At 42.7% G+C, this 24,517-nt stretch carries 25 protein-coding genes and 1 pseudogene; 17 read left to right on the top strand and 9 right to left on the bottom strand.

Translation table 11 applies throughout. The features are described from left to right. The 5 genes from ACFI6J_RS11365 to ACFI6J_RS11345 form a co-directional block, all read right to left on the bottom strand. Window positions 1-1,031, bottom strand: a 1,031-nt coding sequence (locus ACFI6J_RS11365; RefSeq protein WP_462586158.1) for an APC family permease, incomplete at its 3' end; no start/stop codon positions are given. Between the two features lie 157 nt (window positions 1,032-1,188). Beyond that, a complete protein-coding gene (locus tag ACFI6J_RS11360; RefSeq protein WP_012516916.1) occupies window positions 1,189-1,935 on the bottom strand; it encodes a copper resistance protein B in 747 nt (248 codons plus the stop codon). Between the two features lie 9 nt (window positions 1,936-1,944). Next, window positions 1,945-3,759, bottom strand: coding sequence for a copper resistance system multicopper oxidase (locus tag ACFI6J_RS11355; protein WP_012516917.1), 1,815 nt, complete (start codon window positions 3,757-3,759; stop codon window positions 1,945-1,947). Between the two features lie 665 nt (window positions 3,760-4,424). Next, window positions 4,425-5,156: a MauE/DoxX family redox-associated membrane protein gene (locus tag ACFI6J_RS11350; RefSeq protein ID WP_012516918.1), complete on the bottom strand. Its 732-nt coding sequence runs from the start codon at window positions 5,154-5,156 to the stop codon at window positions 4,425-4,427. Beyond that, window positions 5,149-5,679, bottom strand: a complete 531-nt coding sequence (locus ACFI6J_RS11345; RefSeq protein WP_012516919.1) for a DUF305 domain-containing protein — start codon at window positions 5,677-5,679, stop codon at window positions 5,149-5,151. Before ACFI6J_RS11345 ends, ACFI6J_RS11350 begins: the two co-directional genes overlap by 8 nt. Before the next feature lie 121 nt (window positions 5,680-5,800). Between ACFI6J_RS11345 and ACFI6J_RS11340 the strand changes: the two genes are divergently transcribed. Both ACFI6J_RS11340 and ACFI6J_RS11335 read left to right on the top strand, forming a co-directional pair. Continuing rightward, the gene (locus ACFI6J_RS11340) at window positions 5,801-6,196 is read left to right on the top strand and encodes an ion channel (protein ID WP_015066041.1); all 396 of its coding nucleotides are present in this window, start codon (window positions 5,801-5,803) and stop codon (window positions 6,194-6,196) included. Window positions 6,197-6,323: 127 nt separating this feature from the next. Next, window positions 6,324-6,497 carry an S-4TM family putative pore-forming effector gene (locus tag ACFI6J_RS11335; protein ID WP_422389437.1) on the top strand — a complete coding sequence of 58 codons (174 nt, stop codon included), beginning with the start codon at window positions 6,324-6,326 and terminating at the stop codon, window positions 6,495-6,497. A 323-nt stretch (window positions 6,498-6,820) separates the two neighbouring features. Here the strand turns inward: ACFI6J_RS11335 and cadR are convergent, their stop codons facing one another. Beyond that, complete coding sequence (gene cadR, locus ACFI6J_RS11330; RefSeq protein ID WP_015065929.1) at window positions 6,821-7,210, bottom strand: Cd(II)/Pb(II)-responsive transcriptional regulator; 390 nt, start codon at window positions 7,208-7,210, stop codon at window positions 6,821-6,823. Window positions 7,211-7,289: 79 nt separating this feature from the next. Between cadR and ACFI6J_RS11325 the strand changes: the two genes are divergently transcribed. The 5 genes from ACFI6J_RS11325 (at window position 7,290) to ACFI6J_RS11305 (ending at window position 13,802) form a co-directional block, all read left to right on the top strand. After that, window positions 7,290-7,907, top strand: a complete 618-nt coding sequence (locus ACFI6J_RS11325; RefSeq protein ID WP_278346604.1) for a cation efflux transmembrane domain-containing protein — start codon at window positions 7,290-7,292, stop codon at window positions 7,905-7,907. After that, window positions 7,873-8,289 (top strand): hypothetical protein, encoded by a 417-nt coding sequence (locus ACFI6J_RS11320; protein WP_462586156.1) that lies wholly within the window; start codon window positions 7,873-7,875, stop codon window positions 8,287-8,289. Before ACFI6J_RS11325 ends, ACFI6J_RS11320 begins: the two co-directional genes overlap by 35 nt. 72 nt (window positions 8,290-8,361) lie before the next feature. Continuing rightward, window positions 8,362-9,696 (top strand): TolC family protein, encoded by a 1,335-nt coding sequence (locus tag ACFI6J_RS11315; RefSeq protein WP_123326248.1) that lies wholly within the window; start codon window positions 8,362-8,364, stop codon window positions 9,694-9,696. Continuing rightward, entirely contained in the window at window positions 9,696-10,631 is a 936-nt protein-coding gene (locus tag ACFI6J_RS11310) for an efflux RND transporter periplasmic adaptor subunit (protein ID WP_044447487.1), read from the top strand. Before ACFI6J_RS11315 ends, ACFI6J_RS11310 begins: the two co-directional genes overlap by 1 nt. 60 nt (window positions 10,632-10,691) lie before the next feature. Then, window positions 10,692-13,802: an efflux RND transporter permease subunit gene (locus ACFI6J_RS11305; protein WP_462586153.1), complete on the top strand. Its 3,111-nt coding sequence runs from the start codon at window positions 10,692-10,694 to the stop codon at window positions 13,800-13,802. Between the two features lie 211 nt (window positions 13,803-14,013). Here ACFI6J_RS11305 and ACFI6J_RS11300 read toward each other — a convergent pair whose 3' ends face one another. The 3 genes from ACFI6J_RS11300 to ACFI6J_RS11290 all read right to left on the bottom strand — a co-directional run bounded on the left by ACFI6J_RS11300 (window position 14,014) and on the right by ACFI6J_RS11290 (window position 16,208). Beyond that, window positions 14,014-14,229 carry a hypothetical protein gene (locus tag ACFI6J_RS11300; RefSeq protein WP_061093927.1) on the bottom strand — a complete coding sequence of 72 codons (216 nt, stop codon included), beginning with the start codon at window positions 14,227-14,229 and terminating at the stop codon, window positions 14,014-14,016. Window positions 14,230-14,231: 2 nt separating this feature from the next. Continuing rightward, complete coding sequence (locus ACFI6J_RS11295) at window positions 14,232-14,549, bottom strand: hypothetical protein (RefSeq protein WP_069945574.1); 318 nt, start codon at window positions 14,547-14,549, stop codon at window positions 14,232-14,234. Between the two features lie 900 nt (window positions 14,550-15,449). Beyond that, on the bottom strand, window positions 15,450-16,208 hold the full coding sequence (locus ACFI6J_RS11290) for an IS5 family transposase (RefSeq protein ID WP_239302198.1): 759 nt from the start codon (window positions 16,206-16,208) through the stop codon (window positions 15,450-15,452). Window positions 16,209-16,365: 157 nt separating this feature from the next. On the opposite strand from ACFI6J_RS11290, the gene ACFI6J_RS11285 reads away from it, so the two are divergent. From ACFI6J_RS11285 to ACFI6J_RS11240, 10 genes and pseudogenes are all read left to right on the top strand, one after another. Further along, window positions 16,366-16,620, top strand: a complete 255-nt coding sequence (locus ACFI6J_RS11285; protein ID WP_232380342.1) for a hypothetical protein — start codon at window positions 16,366-16,368, stop codon at window positions 16,618-16,620. Window positions 16,621-17,282: 662 nt separating this feature from the next. After that, window positions 17,283-17,681, top strand: coding sequence for an Hg(II)-responsive transcriptional regulator (gene merR, locus ACFI6J_RS11280; RefSeq protein WP_061095336.1), 399 nt, complete (start codon window positions 17,283-17,285; stop codon window positions 17,679-17,681). Between the two features lie 74 nt (window positions 17,682-17,755). Further along, window positions 17,756-18,100, top strand: coding sequence for a mercuric transporter MerT family protein (locus tag ACFI6J_RS11275; protein WP_020743019.1), 345 nt, complete (start codon window positions 17,756-17,758; stop codon window positions 18,098-18,100). 35 nt (window positions 18,101-18,135) lie between these two features. Next, the gene (gene merP / locus ACFI6J_RS11270; protein WP_020743018.1) at window positions 18,136-18,411 is read left to right on the top strand and encodes a mercury resistance system periplasmic binding protein MerP; all 276 of its coding nucleotides are present in this window, start codon (window positions 18,136-18,138) and stop codon (window positions 18,409-18,411) included. A gap of 4 nt (window positions 18,412-18,415) precedes the next feature. Next, complete coding sequence (gene merC / locus ACFI6J_RS11265) at window positions 18,416-18,862, top strand: organomercurial transporter MerC (RefSeq protein WP_020743017.1); 447 nt, start codon at window positions 18,416-18,418, stop codon at window positions 18,860-18,862. Then, the gene (merA, locus tag ACFI6J_RS11260; protein ID WP_020743016.1) at window positions 18,859-20,499 is read left to right on the top strand and encodes a mercury(II) reductase; all 1,641 of its coding nucleotides are present in this window, start codon (window positions 18,859-18,861) and stop codon (window positions 20,497-20,499) included. The genes merC and merA overlap by 4 nt, the downstream gene beginning before the upstream one ends. Window positions 20,500-20,812: 313 nt before the next feature. Then, a complete protein-coding gene (locus tag ACFI6J_RS11255) occupies window positions 20,813-21,424 on the top strand; it encodes a hypothetical protein (RefSeq protein ID WP_044447345.1) in 612 nt (203 codons plus the stop codon). 307 nt (window positions 21,425-21,731) lie between these two features. Then, the gene (locus ACFI6J_RS11250) at window positions 21,732-21,959 is read left to right on the top strand and encodes a hypothetical protein (RefSeq protein WP_462586149.1); all 228 of its coding nucleotides are present in this window, start codon (window positions 21,732-21,734) and stop codon (window positions 21,957-21,959) included. Window positions 21,960-21,997: 38 nt separating this feature from the next. Further along, complete coding sequence (locus ACFI6J_RS11245; protein ID WP_462586147.1) at window positions 21,998-22,594, top strand: hypothetical protein; 597 nt, start codon at window positions 21,998-22,000, stop codon at window positions 22,592-22,594. Window positions 22,595-22,829: 235 nt separating this feature from the next. Continuing rightward, a pseudogene (locus ACFI6J_RS11240) lies at window positions 22,830-24,330 on the top strand (transposase). The last annotated feature ends 187 nt before the right edge of the window (window positions 24,331-24,517 follow it).

Below are 24,517 nucleotides of genomic sequence, written 5' to 3'. Positions count from 1 at the left end.
AATATGGTAAGAAATATTGCGATGACTAACGTATAAATTAAGGAATGTCTTCTTATATCTCCCGGTAATGAAAAATGACGGTGAGGCACAAGTTGCATTGATGTAAGCATCGATAGCATTCTTGAAACAGCGAAGATGCTGGCAACGACACCGGAAGACGTGGCAATAATCGCGAAAGCTATAGTAAACCAAGCACCATACTGGCCGAATGCGGGTCGAGATGCTTCAGCAAGCGAATAATCTTTTGCCTGTATTATTTCGCCAATTGATAAATTTGCTCCAACTGCAACTGCGACAAAAACATAAAGTACCACACAAATGGATATAGAAATGACTATGGCCCTTCCTACATTTTTTTCTGGTTGTTTGAGCTCGCCTCCGCTGTTTGTGATTGTAGTGAATCCTTTGTATCCCAAAATACCAAGTGCCACGGCTCCGAGAAAACCGGTTGCGCTGGTATCTTGCGGTTGAGCTGAAACGCTCTCAAACGACAAACCGGTTGCCCACAGCCCACCAATTGCCAAAACTGCAAGTCCTGCTATTTTGATAAAAGCCATAATAAATGAGAGGGTCTGTATGAATTGATTACTCAAAATATTAACAATGAATGCCACAATAAGAAGACTCACGCCAAGCGCTGGTATAAGCCACTCAGCGCCCTGAGAGTCAAACAATTGTAGGACATAAGTGCCAAAAGTGCGGGCTACCAAACTTTCATTGATAACCATGGAAAAAAACATTAGCAATGCACAGGCACCAGTCAGCAGACCTCTACCATAGGCTTTTTTCAGAAACATGGCGATACCACCTGCAGAGGGGTATTTCTGTGCCATTTTGATGTAACTGTATGAGCTAAACCCTGCAATTATCGCTGCAACTAAAAACGCAAAAGGAAACCATGTGCCTGCCAGCTCTGCTATTTGCCCGGTTAAAGCAAATATACCAGCACCTATCATTACACCAGTTCCCATCGATACCGCGCCCCAGAGGCTTAACGAATCTTTCCTGTTTGAATGCTCGTGTTCATTCATATTGGTTACTCCTTTATGTCATGTGAGCCTGAGTAACAACAAAAGCAACCTGCAGCAAATATAAGGACACAGGCCCATTACAAAACAAATTCGAAGACGTGTAGAAAGAAATAACTGGCAATGGCATACCAGTTATTTCATTTTTAGCGTAGGGCGTTTAAAACCAAATCCTTGCACCTAACACTACACCAGTTTCACTGGTTGACTTGCCTTCAGCCTTTAATGCATCAGCTGTATTTCCCAAAGCTTTGCTGTAATAAACACCGACATAAGGTGCTACCTCCCTCACTATTTCATGCCGATATCGCAAACCAATACGAATATTACTCAACCCGCTTTGACGGTCATACTTTTCAGAATCGGTGAGGTTGGCAACAACTTCCAGTCGCGGTTGCAGATAGGAAACTTGACTTAGTTGCCAGTCATATTCGGTTTCATTGATGAACTGCATGTCACCGTCTTCGTTAATACGCAGTGAATTTTCCATTTCAAACCAGTAAGGAGCTAGACCTTGATAACTGACCACCGCATAGTTCTCCATATCCGCATCTGATGACAGCTCTCCCTTTGTGCCCACACCAAATTGTATAGACCAAAAAGAAGAAACTAGATAACCGTACAACAGTTCTGCTCGTTCCAGATCAGTAGGCATTCCATCGTTTTGTGTATTTTCGCCTTCGCTTTTAAAAACAAGACGATGGTAATCTCCGCCATACCACGCTTGCATGTCCCAGACCCCTATATTTTGCTGCTCATCAGTGCGAGTATATTCAAGTCGGTCAAATAGAACTTGGCCAAAATATTCATTAGGAATAGGAGATGGCCAGTCATCTCTTGATTGAGCCAAAGCATTGTCAACGCTCAAAGTTAATGTTATTAGGCCTGCTATTAATATCTGTTTCATTTTAATCTCCTATGCGACCTGTACAACACGAAACATACCTGCTTCCATGTGGTATAGCAGGTGACAATGAAACGCCCACTCACCGGGGGCATCTGCGCTGATTTGTAACGAGACCTTCTCTCCAGGCTTGAGGCTGATCGTGTGTTTACGAGGTCTTGGATATTGGCCGTTTTCAAGTTCCATCCACATACCATGTAAATGAATAGGGTGATCCATCATAGTGTCATTAACCAAGATCAGACGTAGTCTCTCGCCATAATTGAAACGTACATATCCGTCTACTTCACTAAACTTTTTGCCATCGAACGACCACATGTACCTTTCCATATTGCCCGTTAAGTGAAGCTCAATTTGACGTTCCGGCTCTCTTTCGTCAGGCCAAGGACTTTCACCGACTAAATCTGTATAAACAAGGACACGATGTGGGCTGTCTTCCAAACCGATCCCAGGTTCATCCAACCTAGAACTTGGATTTTTAGCAATCATCGCTGCACCAGCGCCGTGCCCGTCTTCGCTGTGGACAATGTCTATGCTTTCTACTGGGAGCTTTTTGGAGGGGGTCATTTCTCCTTCCATTTGGGTGCCATGCATTGTATGGGCGCTATGCTGCCCCATTCCTTTCATTTCACCTTTTGGAGCAGCCATGCCCGAGCTGTCGACCTTGGACTTATCCATATTCATGCCTTTCATACCAGACATGTCCATCCCCATCGCCGCCATACCACGCTCTGTGATAACTCGCTGTGGGGGAACCTCTGCAGTAAGGCCAATTGACGGGGTTAGGGTGCCACGCGCATATCCACTTCTATCAAAACTTTCCGCAAAAAAGGTATAAGCTTTTCGCTCTTTTGGCTGAACGATTACGTCATAAGTTTCCGCTACTGCAATTCGAAACTCATCCACATTTACTGGTTTAACAGGCTGACCATCTGCAGCTACAACTGTCATTTCAAGCCCTGGGATGCGAAAGTCGAAATAAGTCATCGCAGAACCATTTATGATCCTCAACCGGATTTTCTCGCCTACTTTAAACAGGGCTTGCCAATTATCTTGTGGTGTCCGGCCATTCATTAAGTATGTATATGTACTGCCTGTAACGTCAGCTATATCGCGAGGGCTCATACGCATTGCACCCCACATAGCACGCTCTTCCCATGTATCGGCAAGCCCTTTTTTCTTTACGTCTTCTAACGTGTCGAAAATAGTTCGCTTTTGATAATTGTAATAACCTTCCGCTACCTTCAGTTTTCGCATAACGTCATGGGGGTCTGAAAACGTCCAATCGCTTAAAATAATTGTATGTTCCCTATCAGCCCCAATGTCCCCATCTGCGGGGTCGATCACAAGAGGTCCTAAATGGCCCAACTGTTCCTGGAGGCCTGAATGACTGTGGTACCAGTAGGTGCCGTTTTGCTCGACATCGAATGCATATTTAAATGTTTCGCCAGGTTTTATTCCGGCAAAGGAAACTCCCGGAACGCCATCCATATCTGGTGGTAAAATAATCCCGTGCCAGTGTATTGAAGTATCTTGGTTTAGGTGGTTAGTTACATTGAGGTGCGCTCTCTGTCCTTCTTTCAATCTAATCAACGGGCCCGGCATTTGACCATTGATCGTTATAGGTGAGCCCATATTTGAGCCTATTGGCAATTGCGCTTTTGACACATTGAGATTTTTAATATCACCTGTCAAAACTTGATCTTTAAAATGGCGACCAACAGGTGCTGCCCATAGAGGACTAACGTTGGTTAACGCAGCCGCAGCGCTTGAGGTCAGGGCAGCGAGCACAAATCTTCTGCGACCGTTGTCGATAGAATTTTTCATAGTTTTTAGCCTTTGAATTGATACTAACTGGACGAAGGAATTTCATCCATTTAAAAAGTATTACTAACTAAGTCAGTACCTTAGGCTATCGGGGGACGAAAAGGTGGAGTGAAAATTTTGGGGGGAACAGCTAGAGCGATAATGTCATACTGCTCAGCAAAAGTTGTTTCAAATTGACGAATGGGAACGTAAAAAAGACTTGCAAAGTGGTAGCAATTGGTAGCTATACACATACATCCATCATTGCAGCAACCTGATTTACCCGAATGCGAGGGGTGTCCATCAGTGTGAGCGCTTTGATGCTTAGAACTAGGTGAACTGCTACGTTTCTCCTCATGAGCGTCTGCGAATTTGTGAGAAACCTTAGTTAATGAGCTATGTTCATCCATTTTCATTTCACACGCATCAACTGGCACGGTAAACAGTACCAATAAATATCCAATGCATAGTGTGAAAATAATAGATCTCATAACTTTGTATTTGCTCTCAACCTTTACGCGACGTTATTCCCTTAGAAAAGATAAGTCTTAAGGACACTTTAATCAATGACATTTGCTTGTAACTAAGATAAACAACTTCCTATGTAGTTAAACAAGCAGTCTTTTCAATCTTAAAAGCTGATAGAGTTACTTTTATTAAGTTTAGTCGATAAGCAACTCTTGTAACTAAAAAGATAACATGAGTAATGCGCCTGCTATCATAAAAATGTTTTCTGATAGTGAAACAAAACCTAACGGCACGTTACTGTCCCCACCGACACAAGCACATTTGAGCTCCCGTTTATCCACATATACTGCTTTAAAGACAGAAATTGCCCCAACGGTTCCTATAAATAGTGAAAATGGCGCAACAGCTATGGCAGGCAGTTGAGCTACCATTCCTATCCCCGCGTAGGCTTCAAGAAATGGGTAGATGTAACCATATCGAAGCCACCTCATTGCCAACAAATCGTAGGTTATGAACGAATTTGTAAAACTATACAAATCCTTCAATTTTTGAACTGCAAGTAGTGTCATTGAGAAAGCAATAAAGAGAACCAGTGTTCTTATAGAGATGAAGTCTTCAGAAACAAAAAACTGGAATGCTAACGATAGCAGAGCTGCCACAGAAAAAATCGCAATAACAGGTGCATAAGTAGTTCCGTTCTGCCCCGCTTCTCCTTTCCCGAAGTATTTACGAAGCTCATCATATCCACCAACTCGCTTTTCTTCGATGAAGGTTTGAGGCGTCGTTTCTACACCATGCTTTTGCTTGAAATCATCGGTGTCATTACGTGAAGTAAGATGATTGTCTTCTACTGAATAGCCTTCTCGCTCTAGTAAGTCTTTTGACCTTAAACCGTAAGGGCAAATGTGCTCTTTAGTAACCATTCTATATAGGATAGCTTTCTTACTCATTTTCCTTTCCTTTATTCAATTTACCTTCAAATTGAGGAATTGGACGCTGTTCGGCCTGTTCCTGAGTTGTTACCTTGCCATTCTTATTTATATCCTCTATCAACCACTCCATCTCCTTTATTTCCTTTCGCTGAGCTTTAATAATGCCGTTTGCTAATTCTCGTACGCGAACGTCTTCAAGGTTAGAACGCTCACTAGTCAAAATAGCTATAGAGTGATGAGGAATCATTGCTTTCGTGTAAGCGGTATCTGAAATGGTACTTTGTGAACGAACAAGATAGATACACAAGGCGAAAGTAAGTGCCGCTATTATAAAAATGGCTGTATTGAGTTTCTTGTTGCTATACATACCTAACATGAAAGCTAACATTATAATCGCCATGCCTGCCCCCATATAGAGTGCCATATAAGTCCTTGTCTCACTGAACCAGACATGCGAGATAGCGTAGGTATTTAAGTACATCATTAAAAACATCGCTACAGTTGAAGTTATTATCATTGCAGCGAACTTAGAGTATTTCATATGTAATCCTTACTTAAGAAATAGTTAATATTTGTAAATCTTTCTAACAAAAGAAAGCTTGAGAGAGGTTACAAACCAATCAATCTTAACTAGTCAAGTTTTGTACCAACAAGGAAATATTATGTTTTTGTCTATATTAATAGTTTTAACTGCACTGTTGATCTGCGTAGGGCTGCATCTTTTTAATATTTCAGTAGTCGCGGACAATATCAGCGAGAGATTGAAGGGAGCTTGGATAAAAACACTGTCGGTAGTCGTTATTGCCATTTCGAGCCAACTTTTACTAGCAGTCATTTTTACTCTGGCGTATGAAATTGGACTTTATTTCGAGCTCGGCGATTTTAAGCAACCTGCCACTTCCATGGATATTTTTTACTTTTCACTAACTACGATTACTACATTGGGTCTTGGAAGTATCGAGCCGGACGGACATCTACGAATGATAGCAGGAGTTGAATCGGCTACAGGGTTTCTACTAATAAGCTGTTCAGCATCGAAAGTGTTCAAGCATATGTAATGTAAAAACTGTAACCTGAGAAGATGTAAACCTCACCCGTCAGGACTAGTTTTTAATGAAACAATGTTTCGCAAATTATTGTCTTTTTAGATACTAAAAAGCGAACAATAGAGCAACAGGCCAAGGTATTACAATTGCGAAACTTCGAGAAGTACAGAATGAAATCTATCAACACAGGAAAACAAACCGGCCTATATCAGACCGATTTTATTGGAAGCAAAAAGATGAATTCGAAGGCGATGCACAATACAGCATTGAAGAAATGATCGCAGAGCTAGAGCCACAAACCGCAATGGCCTGAGGATGACCAATGAAAACCCAAAAAGCTCGAGACTTGAGAGCTGCCAGTGAAGTTTGTGGCCAATATCTACGTCTCTAGTACGCTGAGACTGTAAAATAAATGCTCAGCGTTTTCGATTCAGAGATAAAACTTGTTGGTAAAGAACGGTGCGAATTGTAAAAATCTCTACGGGTCAATGGCAGAAAATCGTACACGGTAGACTACAAACGCTGAATATCAGGCTATTGATTTTTGCCTTATAAATCTACACAAATGACGAATGTTAGCCGATAGATACAAGTTAAGGTGAGCGCGCACAGTGAAATTGTGTTCTTCTTACAATTTTAAGTGTGTAAATAATTTAAAATACCACAGTCCCTAATGGTTTTGTCTTGGTCACACGATGACGCCATATTTTCGAGTGATGACTTTAATGCGTTTAGCTCTTCAATGCGAATAATGACGTCTGATAAATGCTTAGCTATTAACGTATTGATATTTGAACAGCTCTGATCTGGCCTCGAACGACTGTCCATTAGCGTTTTTACTTCCATGATAGACATATCTAATGAACGACACTGTTTGATAAACAGGAGTTGTTCAATAGTCCCCTTGTCGTAGACACGATAATTTCCACTTGAGCGCTTAAGCTCAGGCAAGAGCCCCTTCTTTTCATAAAAACGAATGGTCTGAATACTACAACCTGTCGTCTTTGCGACATCACCAATTTTCATTTTTTTCTCCTAACCGTTGACTCTATACCAAGTATAGACTTTATACTCATTTTATTCATCAGTAAAGAGTGTGTTTCCAATGAGCGGATGTGGGTGCGAAGTTGAAATAAAAGACCAGTCTCAACGACAGGTTTTGTATTGGCTTTTGGGAATAAACGCGACAATGTTTGTTATAGAAATGGGGATCGGGTTGCTTGCTGATTCAACCGCATTAATAGCCGATTCACTTGATATGCTCGCCGACGCAGTTGTCTATGGTGTTGCCCTTTATGCTATTGGTAAATCGCTATTGCACAAAGCGAATGCGGCTAGAATTAGCGGCTTTTTTCAGATGGCATTGGGTCTGTTGATTATCATTGATATTGTAAGACGGTCAATTTACGGTAGCGAACCTGTATCAGGATTAATGATGGCTATGGGGGCAGTTGCACTGGTTGCTAATGTCATTTGTCTTGTGATCATACGCAAACAAAGAAATGAAGAAGTGCATATGCGGGCAAGCTGGATATTTTCAGCCAACGATGTGATTGCCAACTTAGGCGTTATTTTTGCTGGCGTTTTGGTGTTTTGGCTCGATTCTCGATGGCCTGATCTGGTTATCGGTGTGATAGTTTCGTGCGTTGTGTTGCGCGGGGCAAAAATGATCCTCGAAGAGGCTGGAAATGAAAGACAGCGAGCGCTTAATGCGCAAAGTTGATAAGAAAATGCCAATTTTTAATTGCACATCAAAACTGCGTAGGTTGGCATGGCTACTTATTACTTTGCTCATGTGTCAATCGGGCTTTTCGTTCGCCGCTCAATGCGATGACTACCCTGCGGAGGTATCGTCAGTCCCTGAACAATCAAAGTCGATAGGCACTTATGATGTTCCCGAAAAAAATGTAAATGCTGGTGATAATACGTCGAGTGAAGAGTCTAAGTGTTTCCATTGTGTGCTATGTCAATGTGGACAGATTAAGTTTCTGGCACAACACCCAATAAATGACGTATCTAAACCGTTATATACCAATCAATACAGTTATTCCCGCAACGTCATTGACGGCCTAGTCGAAGGCCTTTTGCGCCCACCTCAACATTAATCCATTCCCTCCTATATGTTTGCATGGGTGCTTTCCATGTATGTCGTTATCTTATGAACAAAAGGTTCTTTTATGAGTTCTTCACGCCCATTGGGCATAAAAAAAGCTAGCTCAGCGTATCTGAAATTGATATCTGCTGCACTGGTAACCATGAGCATATCTGTTCAATCTGCCAATGCGCAAAAGTCTTCAATCACGCTTGAAAATGCGCTCAAACGCACATTATCAAACAACCCAGATTTAGTTGTGTTCGAATTTAAATCTTCGGCTTTGGATGGTGAATCAAAAATGGCCAGCTTACGACCTGAAATGTCTGTTGGGGTTGAAGTTGAAAATGTGTTGGGAACAGGCGAAGTGTCTGGTATCAAAGATGCCGAATTGACACTGACCTTATCGTCGGTCATCGAGCTTGGAGATAAAGTCAGCGGCCGAATGAATGTGGTGAGTTCAAAAAAAGCACAACTGCTTACACAACGGCGCATTCGTACGCTGGACATCTTGGGTGAAACAACTCGACGATATATCAATGTCATTGTCCAACAAGCGTTGCACAAGACTGAGCAACGAGCTGAAATGCTGGCTCGCACAATGCTTCAGACAGTCTCTACACGGGTTGAAGCGGGGGCTTCTTCACCACTTGAGAAAAAACGTGCAGAGTCAGCGTTGTCGCAGGCGCGTTTGTCGTTATTGATAAGTGAACAAAAACTCAATGAGTATAAACGCGACCTGGCCATCATGTGGGGTGACACTAACGCTGCGTTTGCGGAAGTTGAAGGGACACTGTTATCGTTTCCAAATTCACTATCACTTGAACATATGCTTTCACAGCTTCAAAGCAATCCACACGTTCTGCTTTATGCTGATAACTATCGGGTACAAGAGGCCAGATTGAGAGTGGTTCAGGCCAGTCAGCAGTTCGACATTGCGTGGGAAGCCGGTATCCGAAGAATGCAGGGAATTAATGACACAGCGTTAGTCGCCAGTATTTCGGTGCCGTTAAATACCAAGCAGCGGAATCTAGGAGAATACGAACAACAGCGCGCATTGCTTGACAGTATCGACTATCAAAAACAAGCGAAAATTCGTGAACTCACTCGCCAAATAAATCAAGTCATTAGCGCAAAAGACCAAGCCTTGCTCACTGTTACGACCCTTCAAGACAATGTCGTTCCCACATTGGAATCTGCACTGAACTTGGCGCGGGAAGGCTATGAAAGTGGTCGCTACAACTACATAGAGTGGGTGACAACGCAGCAACAACTCATCGATATGCAACGAGCACTGATAAAAGCCGCAGGCTTAGTCCACCTTCGAAGCGCAGATCTAGAGGCACTTACGGGAATTCCCGTGTTTTCTGACTCTCCCTCGACGTCTGCTCAATCATCAGAATTACTAGAGAAAAAATAATGAATACATCACAATTTACATTACTCACTAGCGCACGTGACTTGCTTGGCGTGTTAGCCATGCTACTGACTTTACTGTTTGCTACTGTCGCCCTGGCTGATGATGACGATGAGGAAGCCGAAGAAAGACCCGAGTACGTAGTGTTATCTCAAGAACGGATGCTTGAAAACGATATCGTGACTGCTTCAGCCGCGTCAGGATCATTATCGCTCACAACCAGAACGTTTGGGCGGATAGTTCATGATCCTGCATCACTGAGTCATATTCGTGCCCGCTTCGACGGTGTTGTAAAACGTATCATGGTGAATATTGGAGATAAAGTAGAAAAAGGTGACACACTGGCAATCATTGAGTCAAACGAGAGTTTAAATCAATACTCAATCACCTCACCAATGTCTGGAAAAATCATTGCTAGACACGCCAATGATGGTGAGCTCACCAACGGTCAAGTACTGCTTTCTGTTGCTAATTACTCTCGCGCAATTGCTCAATTAGCTATTTTCCCCAAACAACGTACTCGTATTGCCGCTGATATGGAAGTCACTTTAAGGCTTGAGGAATTGCAGCAACAATCAAGTATAAGCCACATTACGTCCTCACCTGATGACAAACCTTATTCTATCGCGTTTGTGAACGTTGATAATGGCAGTGGTTATTGGCCTTTAGGCGCTATGGTAGAGGGTTATATTCAGATTGGGTTCCAAGAAGTCAATCTGGCTCTCCCCAAAAGTTCAATACAAGAGTTAGATGGGCAAACCATTGTTTTTGTCAAAGAAGGGGAACGATTTTACCCCCGCCAAGTAAAACTTGGGAACACGGACAACCGTTTAGTAGAGATTGTGAAGGGCGTTCAAATAGGCCAGCAAGTCGTTGTAGAAAATAGCTATCTACTAAAAGCTGATTTATTAAAAATGGAGGCGGGCGATGATGACTAATTACCTGCGCATTTATTGTCAAAAGCAAAGCCAAGTCCATAAAAACGGTGAGGTGAGAGCATGATTGCACCAATACTCCGTCTATCCATTGAGCGCCGTGGTGTCATGATGTTGTTCGCCTTGTTTGTCGCCTTTTTTGGTATGTACAGTTACAAACAACTGCCGATTGATGCTGTGCCTGATATCACCAACGTGCAAGTGCAGATAAATACCGCAACCCCAGGTTACTCGCCTTTGGAGACTGAGCAACGCATAACGTTTATAGTTGAAACCTCGCTGGCCGGTTTGCCTAATTTATCGTATACCCGCTCGATATCACGCTATGGCTTGTCGCAAGTCACAGTCGTGTTTAAAGAGGGCACCGATTTATATTTCGCACGAAATCTCGTCAACGAGCGTCTCACCGCCATCGCGGCGCAATTGCCAACAGGGTTAACCCCTGAAATGGGCCCTATCGCCACAGGCTTGGGTGAAATTTACATGTACTCGTTAAGTGCTGAGCCTCAGGCGCGACAGGACAACGGTCAACCCTATGATGCTATGGCATTAAGGGAGATCCATGATTGGGTAGTTAAGCCCCAATTGTCGCTTGTTGAGGGGGTGACCGAGGTTTATGCGATAGGCGGATTTGAAAAGCAATATCATGTGAATCCTAATCCAGTCGCAATGATAAACTTTGGGATAAGTACAGGTGACCTTCTCAGTGCGCTAGAACGCAACAATGCGAATCAAGGCGCTGGTTTTGTAGAACAAAATGGGCAACAAGTACTGATCAGATCGGAAGCCCAACTGAAGGGCATCGACGATATCGGCCAAGTGGTTGTTAAGATCATTGATGGCGTACCGGTAAAAATTCAAGACATCGCCCAAATCAACCTCGGTAAAGAGCTGCGCTCTGGAGCCGGCACGTTAAATGGCCAAGAAACAGTGATTGGCACGACAATGATGTTAGTGGGAGAAAACTCTCGTACGGTCGCCAAAGCTGTGGACAGTAAGCTCGAAACCATTAAAACAAGCTTACCCGAGGGCGTTATCCTTGAAGCGGTTTACGATAGAACAAGCCTCGTTGACAAAACCATCGACACAGTACAGAAAAACCTCGTCGAGGGCGCTTTACTTGTCATCGTTGTGCTATTCGTTTTGCTTGGGAATGTGCGAGCTGCACTTATTACAGCCGCTGTAATACCCATGGCAATGCTTGCCACGATATCGGGTATGGTCAAAACCGATGTGTCTGCTAACTTAATGAGTTTAGGCGCACTGGATTTTGGCTTGATTGTCGATGGCGCAGTTATCATTGTTGAAAACTGTATCAGACGATTATCCGAATCCCAGAAACAAAACGGCGCTACTCTACCGCTCAAAGAAAGGCTGAATGTTGTTTATGAAGCCACTAATGAAGTCATACGTCCCAGTTTGTTTGGTGTATTGATCATTACCATTGTTTATATCCCCTTGTTCACGCTCACTGGCGTCGAAGGTAAAATGTTCCACCCCATGGCAGCGACCGTGATAATGGCTTTGCTTGCCGCAATGGTATTTTGTTTTACCGTAGTGCCTGCGGCGATAGCAATTTTCATGAGAGGTAAAATTAGCGAAAAAGAAAGCCCAATTATTAAAGGTGCAAAGGCAGTCTATCGTCCTGTTTTAACCGGAGCGCTGCGTTTTAGATGGCTAGTGGTAGTAGCAGCGAGTGCTTTGGTTGTCGGCAGTTTATGGATGGGCAGTAAATTAGGCTCCGAGTTTATTCCCCAGCTCAATGAAGGTGATATCTTAGTACAAGCCATTAGGATCCCTGGGACAGGGGTAGAACAAGCAGTTGAAATGCAAAAAACTCTTGAAGCGAAACTTATGCAGTATGAGCAAGTACAGACGGTATTCGGTCGCACGGGTACGGGTGAGGTCGCCACCGACCCTATGCCACCAAACATTACTGATACGTTTGTTATTTTAAAGCCTAGGGAGCAATGGCCCGATCCATCAATGACAAAAGCTGAGTTAGTGAAAACGTTTGAAGAGGACTTGTTTACTTTGCCCGGCAATAATTATGAATTTACGCAACCTATACAAATGCGTTTTAACGAATTGATTAGTGGCGTAAGGGCAGATTTGGGGATAAGGCTATTTGGGGATGACTTAGATACCCTCTTTGCATCTGCTTCTGACATTTTGTCCGTTATTTCAACGATTGAAGGGGCTGATGACGCGAGGCTTGAGCAGGTAGAAGGCATTCCAATCTTCACCGTCACACCAAAGCCTAATCAATTGGCACGCTTTGGTTTGGATATAGCCGACTTGCAGTTATGGCTCAATGCTGCGACAGGTGGAAAAACCGCTGGAATGATTTTTGAAGGCGACAGACGCTTTGAAATTGTCGTGCGATATGCCGACGACATTCGAAATGAACTCACTCAGCTTGAGAGCGTTCCCATAGTCACGCCCTCTGGTGAGCATGTACCAATAAGCGAATTAGCCACACTTGCATTTAAAGAAGTACCTAGCCAAATAAGCCGGGAGAATGGCAAACGTAGTATTGTTGTCACAGCAAATGTGCGTGACAGAGATATTGGCACTTTTGTTGAAGAAGCTCAGGCGAGAATTAATGATGAAGTAGATTTACCTGCTGGTTATTGGCTCGACTATGGTGGAACCTTTGAGCAGCTCGAAAGTGCGAGTCAACGATTGACGATTGTGGTACCGGTTACGTTGTTTGTGATTTTGACAATGCTGGTAATTGCGTTTGGTTCTATACGCGATGCGTTGATTATCTTCACAGGTATCCCTTTGGCATTAACAGGCGGTGTAATGTCTCTTTGGTTAAGGGATATGCCTTTATCCATATCCGCGTCGGTAGGATTTATCGCGTTGTCTGGGATTGCCGTATTAAACGGATTGGTAATGCTGTCCTTCATCAAGCAACGTTTGCTAGAAACCGGAGAATTAGTGAATAGCATTGTTGAAGGGGCACTTATTCGTTTGCGTCCGGTATTAATGACAGCACTAGTGGCAAGCCTTGGATTTGTGCCCATGGCGCTCAATACGGGCATAGGTGCAGAGGTGCAACGGCCTTTGGCCACGGTGGTCATCGGCGGGATAGTATCGTCAACCTTGCTAACACTGGTAGTGCTGCCTGTACTCTATCGACTCGTGCATAGTAAAGGGGATCAGTAGTGTTCTTGGGCATTTATTCGTAAATGCCCAAGTTTTACCTGAACGATTTTTAGGTACCTATTGACTCTTTATTAAGTATAGACTTTACAATCATATTCTTAACGTCATGTACGATAAGGATAGATATGGTTTCGCTTATTTTAATATCTGTATCTAACCTTTGTGAGCCCAACCCATTCGCCCTCGGTGTTCTAAGCGGGGGCTTTGTTTTTTATAGCAGGCAAATCACTTCCTCGAACTCACCATTTCGCCAGAACCCAAGTGATTTTTTTCCTCTGGGCGTGATGCGTTCAATGTAGTTTGGGAAATCGGTGTGCTTACCGTAAAGCGTATTCCCGTGAGTTAACAGTTCATGACTGAGAGCATCAGAAAGACTATCTCGTGAGATCTGTTTAGCTAACTTCAGCACATCAAGTGAGTTGATCATAATTATTTTCCGGTAAGCTTATCAAATAAGTACCCAGAACTTTCTTCATTAAGCGAGACACTATGTTTGGCGGCAAAGGCTCTGAGCTTTCTATCGTATATAGTCATATTACGCTCATCGCGACAGAAGAACTTTATAGTTGCTTCATTCTCGTAATAGTAAGCCCGAATATCGTTTTCACCAGCGTCGATGTTAATGCCTCCATCATTTAGCCAGTAAGCTTTCTGACCAGCGACAAAGTTCTCCTTAGCAAATGACGATAAGATGTCTTCAACTTGCTTAGGCGCTACAGCGAGAAAGTGAGTTTGGCAATAAGGCATGAACATCGGCTTTGGTTGCGTTGTTATCTATCAAGCATAGCTAAGAACTGACTTTGAATATCGATCTTTTTGTCAGTAATCTTTTTTCACTGCGCCAAGCTTGAGCAAGCCATCATAGCGAAAGCAATGCACTCTCTTACATACTCCAGCGCCTGTTTTATAAGCGTTACTACCGTACCTTTGTTAAGCCGAATACTGCCCAAGGTCGGTGGCCCAGAAGCCGTGAAAATAGCAGTTACCTTGCAAAGGGAAGGCTCCTTGATGCACCTGCCTACGCCGGAATTCTCGGTTTCAGTAAGAGGGTTGCTTGAGTGACCACTGACTTCAAAATCAAGCCATCATCAATAAAGTTCATAGGTAAACCTCTGGTAACAGTATAAAACTCCTTACTCTTTTCAGATCTCCGCGCAAGTTGTATTTTGCTGTAAAAGTTGTTTTTAACACTAAAATTCTGATTAATAAGTATAAAACTGTTATTTTTCCTCAATGCTTTTTCGTGTAATCACCTACTCGAACGGCCTGTTGTGGTTGATGTAGATGTAGCGGTCAATATGACATGGCCAGTCCAGCAACTCTAATTACATGGCCAAAGTCACTGTTCCACTACAGCTAAAACAACTCACAGGTCGGAGCCTGCATTAATTGGGATTGCTCAAATAACTCACAGATCTAAATTTTCCATCAGGTAGATTTAACAACATTAAAATATTATACTTCTGCCGTGGGAGTACCGTTTAGTGAGCTAAGAGCGGTTGAGGATAAATCGTTACCGTTGGAAGGTAAACCACCTTCATTTGATGACAACCTTATCATCCATGGCGATAACCTCGTAGCCATAAAGACGAGCATTTAAATGGAAACGATGACACTAGAGGCTGTTGATCTTTGAACATTATTTGTTCAGCAGTACATTGGTAGCCACATCATCATGAATGCCAATGCGACTGTACTGCTATAGTTTCGAGCTAGCTTGTCGTATCTTGTTGATATTGCCCGGTACCTTTTTATCCTCAAAAACGCGTTTTCAACAAGATGCCTATATCGATACAGGCACCAGTCCATATCGTCATTACCTAATTTGTTATTTCGTTTGCGTGGAATATTGGCATCTGCTCCACTTTCTTCTACGTAAGCTCTAAAAGCTTCACTGTCATGGCCTTTATCAGCACATACAATATCGGCTTGTGGGGAGTTTATTATCAGACTTTGTGCATGTACGATGTCGTTCACTTGACCACCGGATAGTTCAAAATAAACGGGCAGGCCACCGCTATCTACCGCAAGGTGAATTTTCGTTGAGTTACCACTTCGACTTTTTCCGATGGCCTCATCTTGTTTACCCGCTGCACCGCTACTATCCTGATGCGCTTTAACTATACTACCATCAAGAAACAACCATTCTGGGTCACCCTCGGAGGCTAAGCTTTCAAATAACTTTTGCAATATGCCTTTCTTCGACCATAAATTAAATCGTCGGTAGACCGTATTCCAGAGACCAAATTCAGATGGCAAATCCCGCCACTGAATGCCGGTACGCATTCGGTAAAGTATGCCCTCCAGGGTATTTCGGTGCTCATATTTGTTATAGACTCTGCCACTCTCCTTTAGCAGTACTTTTAGGATTTCCCACGCATCATCTGTTAACATCGTTCTTGGCATAGCAACATTACGGTTAATTATTTTTGGCGAAACAATTATACCTCGTTGCTATGCCGGCTGCTTTTCATACAAAGATCAACAACCTCTAGCGTTCAATCAAGACAATATGCCATTATGTATCAAACATTACGGCATATTGTTTATTATGAATAGTTTATTGCATTTAAAAGAAGGTGCATTTGCTGAGCGACTCACCGATAAAGCGATCACCAAAGTCATCGCTCAGGAAAGTAAAGATGATGAACTTAAGTTTTTTGTTTTTGCAATTAACGCTGATACTAAAACAGCATACGTTATGCGCCATGGCCGTTCTGATGCGCTGCGGACATGGCGCCTGGACAATCTAGCAAGGTTTTTAAAATTGCACGCTGTAGACGCTTTTGAAGTGCAATACGCGAAAATACAAGATTAATAAAGGTCAGTTGGGCATGGAATGTATTTTTAAAGCAAGAGAGCAACTGGAGCGTATCTGGCCACTAACAGAATTATGTTCTGCGCCGCCTACCACTCGGAATAAACTCATTTCATCAATGTTATTTGGGCTATTTGCATTCTAAGGTTGGATATTGAAATTTCATCCAGATAGCGACATTTCCGATTTGTGCAAAACTTGGTAGAAACTGGTTTGATAGTCAAGGTCGCCTAAAGACAAACAGCGGACATTCAGGTCATCATTTGGACTTCCGGTTTAAGCAATATTGCTTTCATCCCCACCTACAAGAATGCATCTCTGGAGTGTGCCGGATAGTGTCTGTTAGCGCGTTTCACTCTAATTGAACCTTTGGTTTGTGTGATTTGCTAATTGTCTTGGTTATGTACAGGAGAAAACTTTACAGACATACGCTGTGCACCGCAGCCATTAGAGCTAAAAAGCAAGCGATATTCGTCGGTTGTCGATGTACATTTTATTCTGCTTTACAAAAGTATAAAGCTTTAAATCGGCGAACCCTTCTCCACAACCATTTTGAATGAATAGTAGATAATCGATAGGGTTACTGTTACTAATTTTACCGTGTCGATATAAGCAGCATATATGTAAAATGAAATGAGAATTTATCAAAAGTAGGCCACATTATGCCAAACAGAACTATTAGCAAACTGGCAAAAGAAGTTGGGGTGAATGTCGAAACTATCCGCTTTTACGAGCGCAAAAGTTTAATTGAACAGCCCACAAAGCCAGAAACAGGCTACCGACACTACTCTGATGAAATAGTTAACAGAGTCAGATTTATCAAAAGAACCCAAGAACTAGGTTTTTCTCTAAAGGAGATCGAGAATCTACTCAAATTAAACGACTCCCCGTGTAGCCAAGTTCAAGATTTGGCTGAAGCCAAGCTAGAATCTGTAGCCGATAAGATCAGTGATTTAAAAAAATTACAAAAGGCGTTAACCGAGTTGGTTGGTTTATGTCATTCTAATGCCGATAAAAACACCTGCCCAGTCATTGACTCACTTCAACCGAATTCAAAATAACAAAAAACGCTTGACTCCGTACCTAGATACGGCATTCATACTCTAGTTAAGTTCATAAACTGGAGTATGAAAAATTGAACCAAGATTCAAACTTACCTTTGATTAGTGGGGTAATTGCAGCCATTGGTGCAGGATTATGCTGTGCTGGACCGTTGGTTTTGCTTTTACTCGGCATTAGCGGTTCTTGGATAAGTAACCTAACGCTATTAGAGCCATACAGACCAATCTTTATAGTTTTGGTTATTGCTGCATTTGGGTTCGCAGGCTGGAAAGTTCATCGACCTATCGAAAAATGTGAGCAAGGCACTGCATGTGCAATTCCAAAAACAAGAAAACGCAGACAAGTCACTTTTTGGGTATCAGCACTAGTCGCACTTGTCCTTGTGACGAGTAATTACTGGATCATTTGGTTTGCGTAAGTTTTCGAAAAATCTTTAAAACGGAGAATATCATTATGAAAAAATTAATAACTTGTTTATTACTTAGCGTGTCGGCGGCGTCTGTTGTGGCAAAAGAACAAACGGTTACGCTGGAAGTTCCTACCATGAACTGTGTGACCTGTCCGATTACCGTTAAAAAAGCCTTAGAAAACGTTGATGGTGTGAAACTCGCCAAAGTATCGTATGACACTAAATTAGCGTTGGTAACATTTGATGACGAAAAGGCCACCATCAAAGCACTCACTGATGCCACAACGAATGCGGGCTACCCATCCAAGAAAGTTAAGTAGTCTTATGAAGAAACTACTGAATATAACCACACGTTTTGGAGAAAAAGCAGGTGCTATTGGAGCGCTCGTTTCCGCGATGGGGTGTGCGATGTGTTTCCCTGCAATTGCCAGCTTAGGCGCTGCAATTGGAATGGGATTCCTGAGTCAGTGGGAAGGACTGTTTATCAATACCTTATTGCCCTTTTTTGCTTGGGTTGTACTCGTACTAAATGGTTTAGGGTGGCTGAGTCATAAACAATGGCGACGAAGCGCCATCGGTATGATAGCTCCCGTCCTTTTACTATTGTCTTTGTACCCTTGGTTTAAATATGGGTGGAGTACATACGTAACCTATTCAGCACTAGGGTTAATGGTCTTGGTATCGCTATGGGATATATTTTCACCTGCTTACCATCGCTATGATGGCACATGTGACACAACTGACAATATTGGCGCTAAGGAGTTAAAATGATTAAGTTAAGTATTCAAGGCATGACATGCCCCAGTTGTGCACCTAAGGTTCACAATAAAATAATCAAACTAGAAGGCGTACTTGACGTTTCAGTCTCTTATGAAGAGAGTTTAGTCTCAATCACTCCGTCAGAAGATTTCAACGTCCAGAGTGCAATTGACGCCTTAGAGTCAGAGGGCTACCAATCTCATGCGCAGGAGGATTCTTGTTGTGCATCTGATCAGTTTGTATCAAATAAAAAACATCTGCATGTTGCCATTATTGGCAGTGGTTCTGGCGCATTCGCTTGTGCAACCAAGGCTGCTGAAGGTGGCGCAAAAGTTACCATCATTGAGGGAGCAGACGTTATAGGTGGCTGCTGCGTAAATGTAGGCTGTGTGCCATCAAAAATATTGATCAGAGCCGCACAACTCGCGGAGCAACAACGTAACAATCCATTTGCAGGTCTTGAAAATCACCAGCCGCAATTAAATCGAGCATTATTGTCGCAGCAACAATCGGCACGTGTTGAGGAGTTGAGACATGCTAAATATCAGAACATCTTAGATACAAACCCTTCTTTGAGTCTTATCAAAGGTTATGCACGCTTTAAAAACGCCAACACTCTGATTATTGATAAACCAGACGGTGATCAACAAGAAATCAGTGCGGATAAAATTTTAATTGCTACGGGATCTACTCCCACCATTCCAGCAATCAATGGGTTGAGCGGTACGCCTTATTGGACTTCAACAGAAGCACTATTTGCAACTGATTTACCAGAGCATTTGGTTGTTATAGGCTCATCAGTAGTGGCACTGGAAATCGCTCAAGCGTATCGTCGGTTGGGTTCTGAAGTGACGGTGCTTGCAAGGCATACCTTACTATATCGTGAAGATCCATTATTAGGTGAAGAACTGGAGAAATGTTTCAAAAAAGAAGGCATCAATGTTCTTACTTATACGAGTGCCAAAAACATTGCCCACGATGGTAAACAATTTATTATCGACTCAAACAACGGTCAAATCACCTCTGACAGACTACTTGTATCAACGGGACGTCATGCCAATACAGAAAAACTCAACTTAAAAGCGGTGGGTGTACAAGTTACCGAGCGAGGCGAAGTAATGGTCGATGAAAAGATGCAAACAAATGTCGAAGGTATATATGCAGCAGGTGACTGCTCGAACATGCCACAATTTGTTTACGTAGCGGCAGCCGCAGGCAGCCGAGCAGGAACGAATATGACTGGTGGTGATGTGAATTTAGATCTAACGACTATGCCTGCCGTTATTTTTACCGATCCCCAAGTAGCTACGGTAGGATTAACTGAAACTCAAGCGAACCAGCAAGGCATTAGTACGATAAGTCGGGTGTTACCAATGGAAAATGTGCCTAGAGCATTAGCTAATTTTGAAACTGACGGGTTTATTAAATTAGTTGCAGAGGAATCCACAGGTAAGCTGATAGGCGCACAAATATTGGCTCATGAAGGTGGTGAGCTTGTTCAAAGCGTAGCAATTGCCATTATCAACAATATGACAGTTGAAGAATTAGCAGGACAACTATTTCCTTACCTGACAATGGTAGAGGGGTTAAAACTATGCGCTCAAACCTTCAATAAAGACGTATCTGAATTATCCTGTTGCGCAGCTTAATCGAACCTAATATGTTAGAGCTAGCGCTTATGCTAGCTCCACCTTTACAAAACAATTGATGTTTTTTTGAACGCTCATATACATGAAAAATATGTAAAGGCCAACTTCCGCTTTACGTACCTTGCAGAATATAGTCACACAGTTTGTGCCGAGGGTAGTGCCATCTGTCCATTGCTTTATAACCTTTTTCACCTTTAACTTATAATTATATATTTTAAATATAAAGGCATATAAAGCTAGCAGTTTCGATACTTTTTTTACAGCCTTTTCGAATGCTAATATGAAGTCACTAAATATCTGTTAGGGTGAATAAATGATTCAACTCTCTCACATAGGCGAAGGGCTACTTGCTAAGATGCTTGAAGAATCTAAGAAGGTTCAGAAAACAGTTTGCGGCGATTACGTATCCTTTAAAGGGCACAGTTCTTTCATCCCTGAATTACGCCTAAATAAATGCGGCAACTATGGTTTTGATGGAGTCCATAAGATCGATGTAGCGGTACTTAACCACGAAACCGGTATTTGCTATCCCATTGAAGCTAAGTTGGGATTCGATCGTTTGGGGAAAAACGAATTCGAGAAAAGGTTTCTTAGTAAGTGTGGAACATCCCATAGAAATACACGGATTAAAGGCAGTATGATCTCAATTCTAGAGCGTAAACTTCCCTCAGAGACCACCAGCAAGGAGCTTACAGTATCATGGGACGGACGTGAGTTCATGGTATCGCACTCATGGGCGCTTATCACTAGAAAAGCCATTATCGATAGATGGAAGATCTCGGGCCCACCTCGATTATCAAAGAACTGTCAGGTTTTCGAGTTCGAGTCTCTCGTCGAAAATTATGGTTCAAAGTTTGATTTTAATGCGCTAATAGGGCGGTTGATAAGCATTGATTACTACACCGAGTGGCGATGTAGAACATAGTAATAAGGTTTTTAGACACGACGTTAACAAGCCATAAGATTATTCATTATATGACTGTTACCCCCTAAAATTTCCTCATTATGCTACTTTAGTGTATAACGTCGCTGATAGAACACTGCCTATTGTGGAAAAGCATGAAGCGCAGAATTATATAGGCAACTATAGCACCGCCTAAAAGCTCAGATGCCCATCAGAGCCTAGGTTACAAGGACAAAGTACCGATGCGATGAAATAGTAGTACTTCGCTTTATAAAAAACCTCACTGAACATCGATACTATTAAAATAACTAATAAAAGGGATTTTAACGTGGCAACAATAAGAGACCTATCAAAAAAAATATCAAGCCTGCTATTAGATACTGATTTAGTAACAATGGGAAAGGGCATTCTCAAGTGGGTAGTTGTCCCAATATTGACAGTAATTCTGCTTAGCATTGGATATGAAGCGTATGATAAAGCCAGAGGATTAAAATACTGCAGAGATGAAGGTGTATCTGAAAGTAAATGCGACTACTTCTTAAAATATGGTGACTAAAATAGTTTACATATCGCAGTAATGAAAAGGATAAATCTTTGAGTAGAAAAAGAGCACTAAGACTGGTTCTTGCTGAAGCAGGAGCCCATGCAGCCATAGAAGCGCAGGAAATAACAGGAAAATCAATAAACGATTTGCCTGAATACTTTTTGTCGGTATTTATTGCCCGACATGTCCATCAGCACTTCAAGACGTTTACCTTTTCTATGGAAGATACAGTAAAGGCAATCTGTGCATCAGAAGAAATAGATGAGGCACTAATATCTCGACCCGGTAAAGTGGATATCGTGGTGCGCTCACAGCGAACAGGAAACATTAGGCATATTATCGAGCTGAAGCGGAGCTATAACGTAGAAGGCCACATTGCTGACATAGTAAGATTAGCAGAGTTCGCACTCGCTGCTCCCACAGGACATCCGTTAGAACGAAACTTTATGGTTATGATGGCCGCCGCTTCAGAAAGTGCATCAGATGCACGTTGGCAGCGAATAAGCGAACTTATCAAAAATCAATTCAACGATAAAATTTCATTAATCTGTACACCGATTTTACTTGAAGAGGGAATGCTCAGCACCCGAAAGGGACGTACAAACGATAAACTACTGATGGGTGAGGTGTGGGAAGTAAAGTACTAAGGTGAAAATTGCTAGAAACTAACATTTAAGCAAAAGAAACGATTACTTGGATTGACTATACCATAACCTTACACTTTCTGTGATAGAAATCAACCAACCCTCACGGTCTCTTCTGTACGTGAAGCGGACCTTGGAGCAATGAACTTTCCATCTCAAAGACCAGTAGACTAACAACAAAACTATCTGCAATCTGGGCTACCAATCCCTGGCAAGGACGCCATTGTTAGCCATTAACATGCATACCTATAAACGACATCGGCCAGAGCAAACATTGCTATACCAATTGGTTGAGCAATATTATCCAGATTTTCTGGAGTACCTTTCCCATCAAGGAAAGACATTACCACTTCATGTAGATAAAGAGTTTGCAGAATTTCTAAAGTGTGGTCGGTTTGAGCATGGATTTCTCAGAGTCGTGTGTGACGACTGCAAACATGAGAAGCTGGTCGCGTTCAGTTGCAAACGTAGGGGCTTCTGCCCTATTTGCGGGGCAAGACGGATGGCAGAGAGTGCGAAGTTACTGGTTGACGACGTTCTTAACGGCTATCCCATACGTCAGTGGGTGTTGAGTCTACCTATCCCATTGAGGCTGCTACTTGCCAGATATCCCAAAGAGCTCAGCAAAGTCATGCAAATCATCCATCGCACGATTTCAACTGACATCATCCATCGAACAGGTTACTTGAAAAAGCAAGACAAGACGGGTGCAGTAACGTACATTCAGCGTTTTGGAAGTGCGCTAAACTTGAATATACACTTCCATATGCTCTTCCTCGAGGGCGTTATTACAGAAGAGCGAGGGCAAACCAAATTCAAGCTCGTCAAAGCGCCGAGCCATAGCGATATGGAACAGATAGTTGACAACATCAGCCACCGCATTGCGGCCTATTTAGAGAAGGCCGGGCTCATTCAGCGTGATATGGACAATGCTTTTCTCGATTTTCCCATGGATGATGAAAATAGCTTATTGCCCTTGCAAGCGGCCTCGGTTAGTTATCGTATTGCTTGGGGCCAGATATGGGCAAAAAAGTATTTACCTTACAAACCTTGCCCGCCAAAGACAAACAACACTACGGACAATTAGCCCAGATAGGCGGTTTCAGTTTACATGCTGGCGTATTCGCAGACGGTCACCAAACCGATAAATTGGAACGCCTGTGCAGATACATCTCAAGACCAGCCATAAGTGAACAACGATTGAATCTTACAGATTCAGGTAAGGTGAGGTATAAACTAAAGACCCCTTACAATGACGGAACGACCCTCGTGTTATTCTCTCCACGGGATTTTCTCGGCAAACTCGTTGCTTTGATACCACCACCTCGACTTAACCTCACGAGGTTTTATGGGGTATTTGCTCCCAATGCTATAGTTCGTGCCGAGGTGACTGCTTCACAACGTAGTAAGAATAGTCCTCGTTTAGCAGAACACCTGAAAGATTCAGAAAAGCCGTATCATTCCCGCAATATGTCTTGGTAATCCGGTCACCGGCGCAAAGACTGAAACGCGTATTCAACATCGACATTACCCAATGCGAGGTTTGCGAAAAATTTAACGTAAAGGTCATTGCTTGCATAACTGACGCGATCATTATCAATAAAATCTTGTCATATTTGGACAAGCACAATTTACCGGAAGCGAGCAATAATCCCCGTACGCCGCCACTTCGTGCGCCACCAAGCATTGACGCATTCTGCGACTATACCATTCAACGTGACTTCGACTTTGGTGCATGAACCACAAAAACCTACCATTACTTAAACACGCAAATTGTTGGGGTGAGGGCTTTCACATATCTTATTGCAGATTTCAGTACCAAAGACCAGTTAACTTGCCTGTCTTGATGGCAACTACTCCACTGATTTCTGAAAAGTACCCGTTTGACACACGTTCAACTAGCCTTAAATACATCTGACACGGTGG

The sequence above is a fragment of the Alteromonas sp. G4i13 genome (assembly GCF_054960505.1).
The sequence above is the reverse complement of the archived record's forward strand: the minus strand, read 5'-3'. Positions and strand labels throughout refer to the sequence as shown.

Bases quoted from the DNA above. Each gene is read 5' to 3' on its own strand.
- ACFI6J_RS11290 (WP_239302198.1), bottom strand. From the start codon at position 16,208: ATGCCAAGAACGATGTTAACAGATGATGCGTGGGAAATCCTAAAAGTA.
- merP (WP_020743018.1), top strand. From the start codon at position 18,136: ATGAAAAAATTAATAACTTGTTTATTACTTAGCGTGTCGGCGGCGTCT.
- merA (WP_020743016.1), top strand. From the start codon at position 18,859: ATGATTAAGTTAAGTATTCAAGGCATGACATGCCCCAGTTGTGCACCT.
- merC (WP_020743017.1), top strand. From the start codon at position 18,416: ATGAAGAAACTACTGAATATAACCACACGTTTTGGAGAAAAAGCAGGT.
- ACFI6J_RS11305 (WP_462586153.1), top strand. From the start codon at position 10,692: ATGATTGCACCAATACTCCGTCTATCCATTGAGCGCCGTGGTGTCATG.
- ACFI6J_RS11300 (WP_061093927.1), bottom strand. From the start codon at position 14,229: ATGATCAACTCACTTGATGTGCTGAAGTTAGCTAAACAGATCTCACGA.
- ACFI6J_RS11320 (WP_462586156.1), top strand. From the start codon at position 7,873: ATGAAAGACAGCGAGCGCTTAATGCGCAAAGTTGATAAGAAAATGCCA.
- merR (WP_061095336.1), top strand. From the start codon at position 17,283: ATGCCAAACAGAACTATTAGCAAACTGGCAAAAGAAGTTGGGGTGAAT.
- ACFI6J_RS11295 (WP_069945574.1), bottom strand. From the start codon at position 14,549: ATGCCTTATTGCCAAACTCACTTTCTCGCTGTAGCGCCTAAGCAAGTT.
- ACFI6J_RS11310 (WP_044447487.1), top strand. From the start codon at position 9,696: ATGAATACATCACAATTTACATTACTCACTAGCGCACGTGACTTGCTT.
- ACFI6J_RS11315 (WP_123326248.1), top strand. From the start codon at position 8,362: ATGAGTTCTTCACGCCCATTGGGCATAAAAAAAGCTAGCTCAGCGTAT.
- ACFI6J_RS11345 (WP_012516919.1), bottom strand. From the start codon at position 5,679: ATGAAATACTCTAAGTTCGCTGCAATGATAATAACTTCAACTGTAGCG.
- ACFI6J_RS11255 (WP_044447345.1), top strand. From the start codon at position 20,813: ATGATTCAACTCTCTCACATAGGCGAAGGGCTACTTGCTAAGATGCTT.
- ACFI6J_RS11350 (WP_012516918.1), bottom strand. From the start codon at position 5,156: ATGAGTAAGAAAGCTATCCTATATAGAATGGTTACTAAAGAGCACATT.
- cadR (WP_015065929.1), bottom strand. From the start codon at position 7,210: ATGAAAATTGGTGATGTCGCAAAGACGACAGGTTGTAGTATTCAGACC.
- ACFI6J_RS11360 (WP_012516916.1), bottom strand. From the start codon at position 1,935: ATGAAACAGATATTAATAGCAGGCCTAATAACATTAACTTTGAGCGTT.
- ACFI6J_RS11325 (WP_278346604.1), top strand. From the start codon at position 7,290: ATGAGCGGATGTGGGTGCGAAGTTGAAATAAAAGACCAGTCTCAACGA.
- ACFI6J_RS11340 (WP_015066041.1), top strand. From the start codon at position 5,801: ATGTTTTTGTCTATATTAATAGTTTTAACTGCACTGTTGATCTGCGTA.
- ACFI6J_RS11355 (WP_012516917.1), bottom strand. From the start codon at position 3,759: ATGAAAAATTCTATCGACAACGGTCGCAGAAGATTTGTGCTCGCTGCC.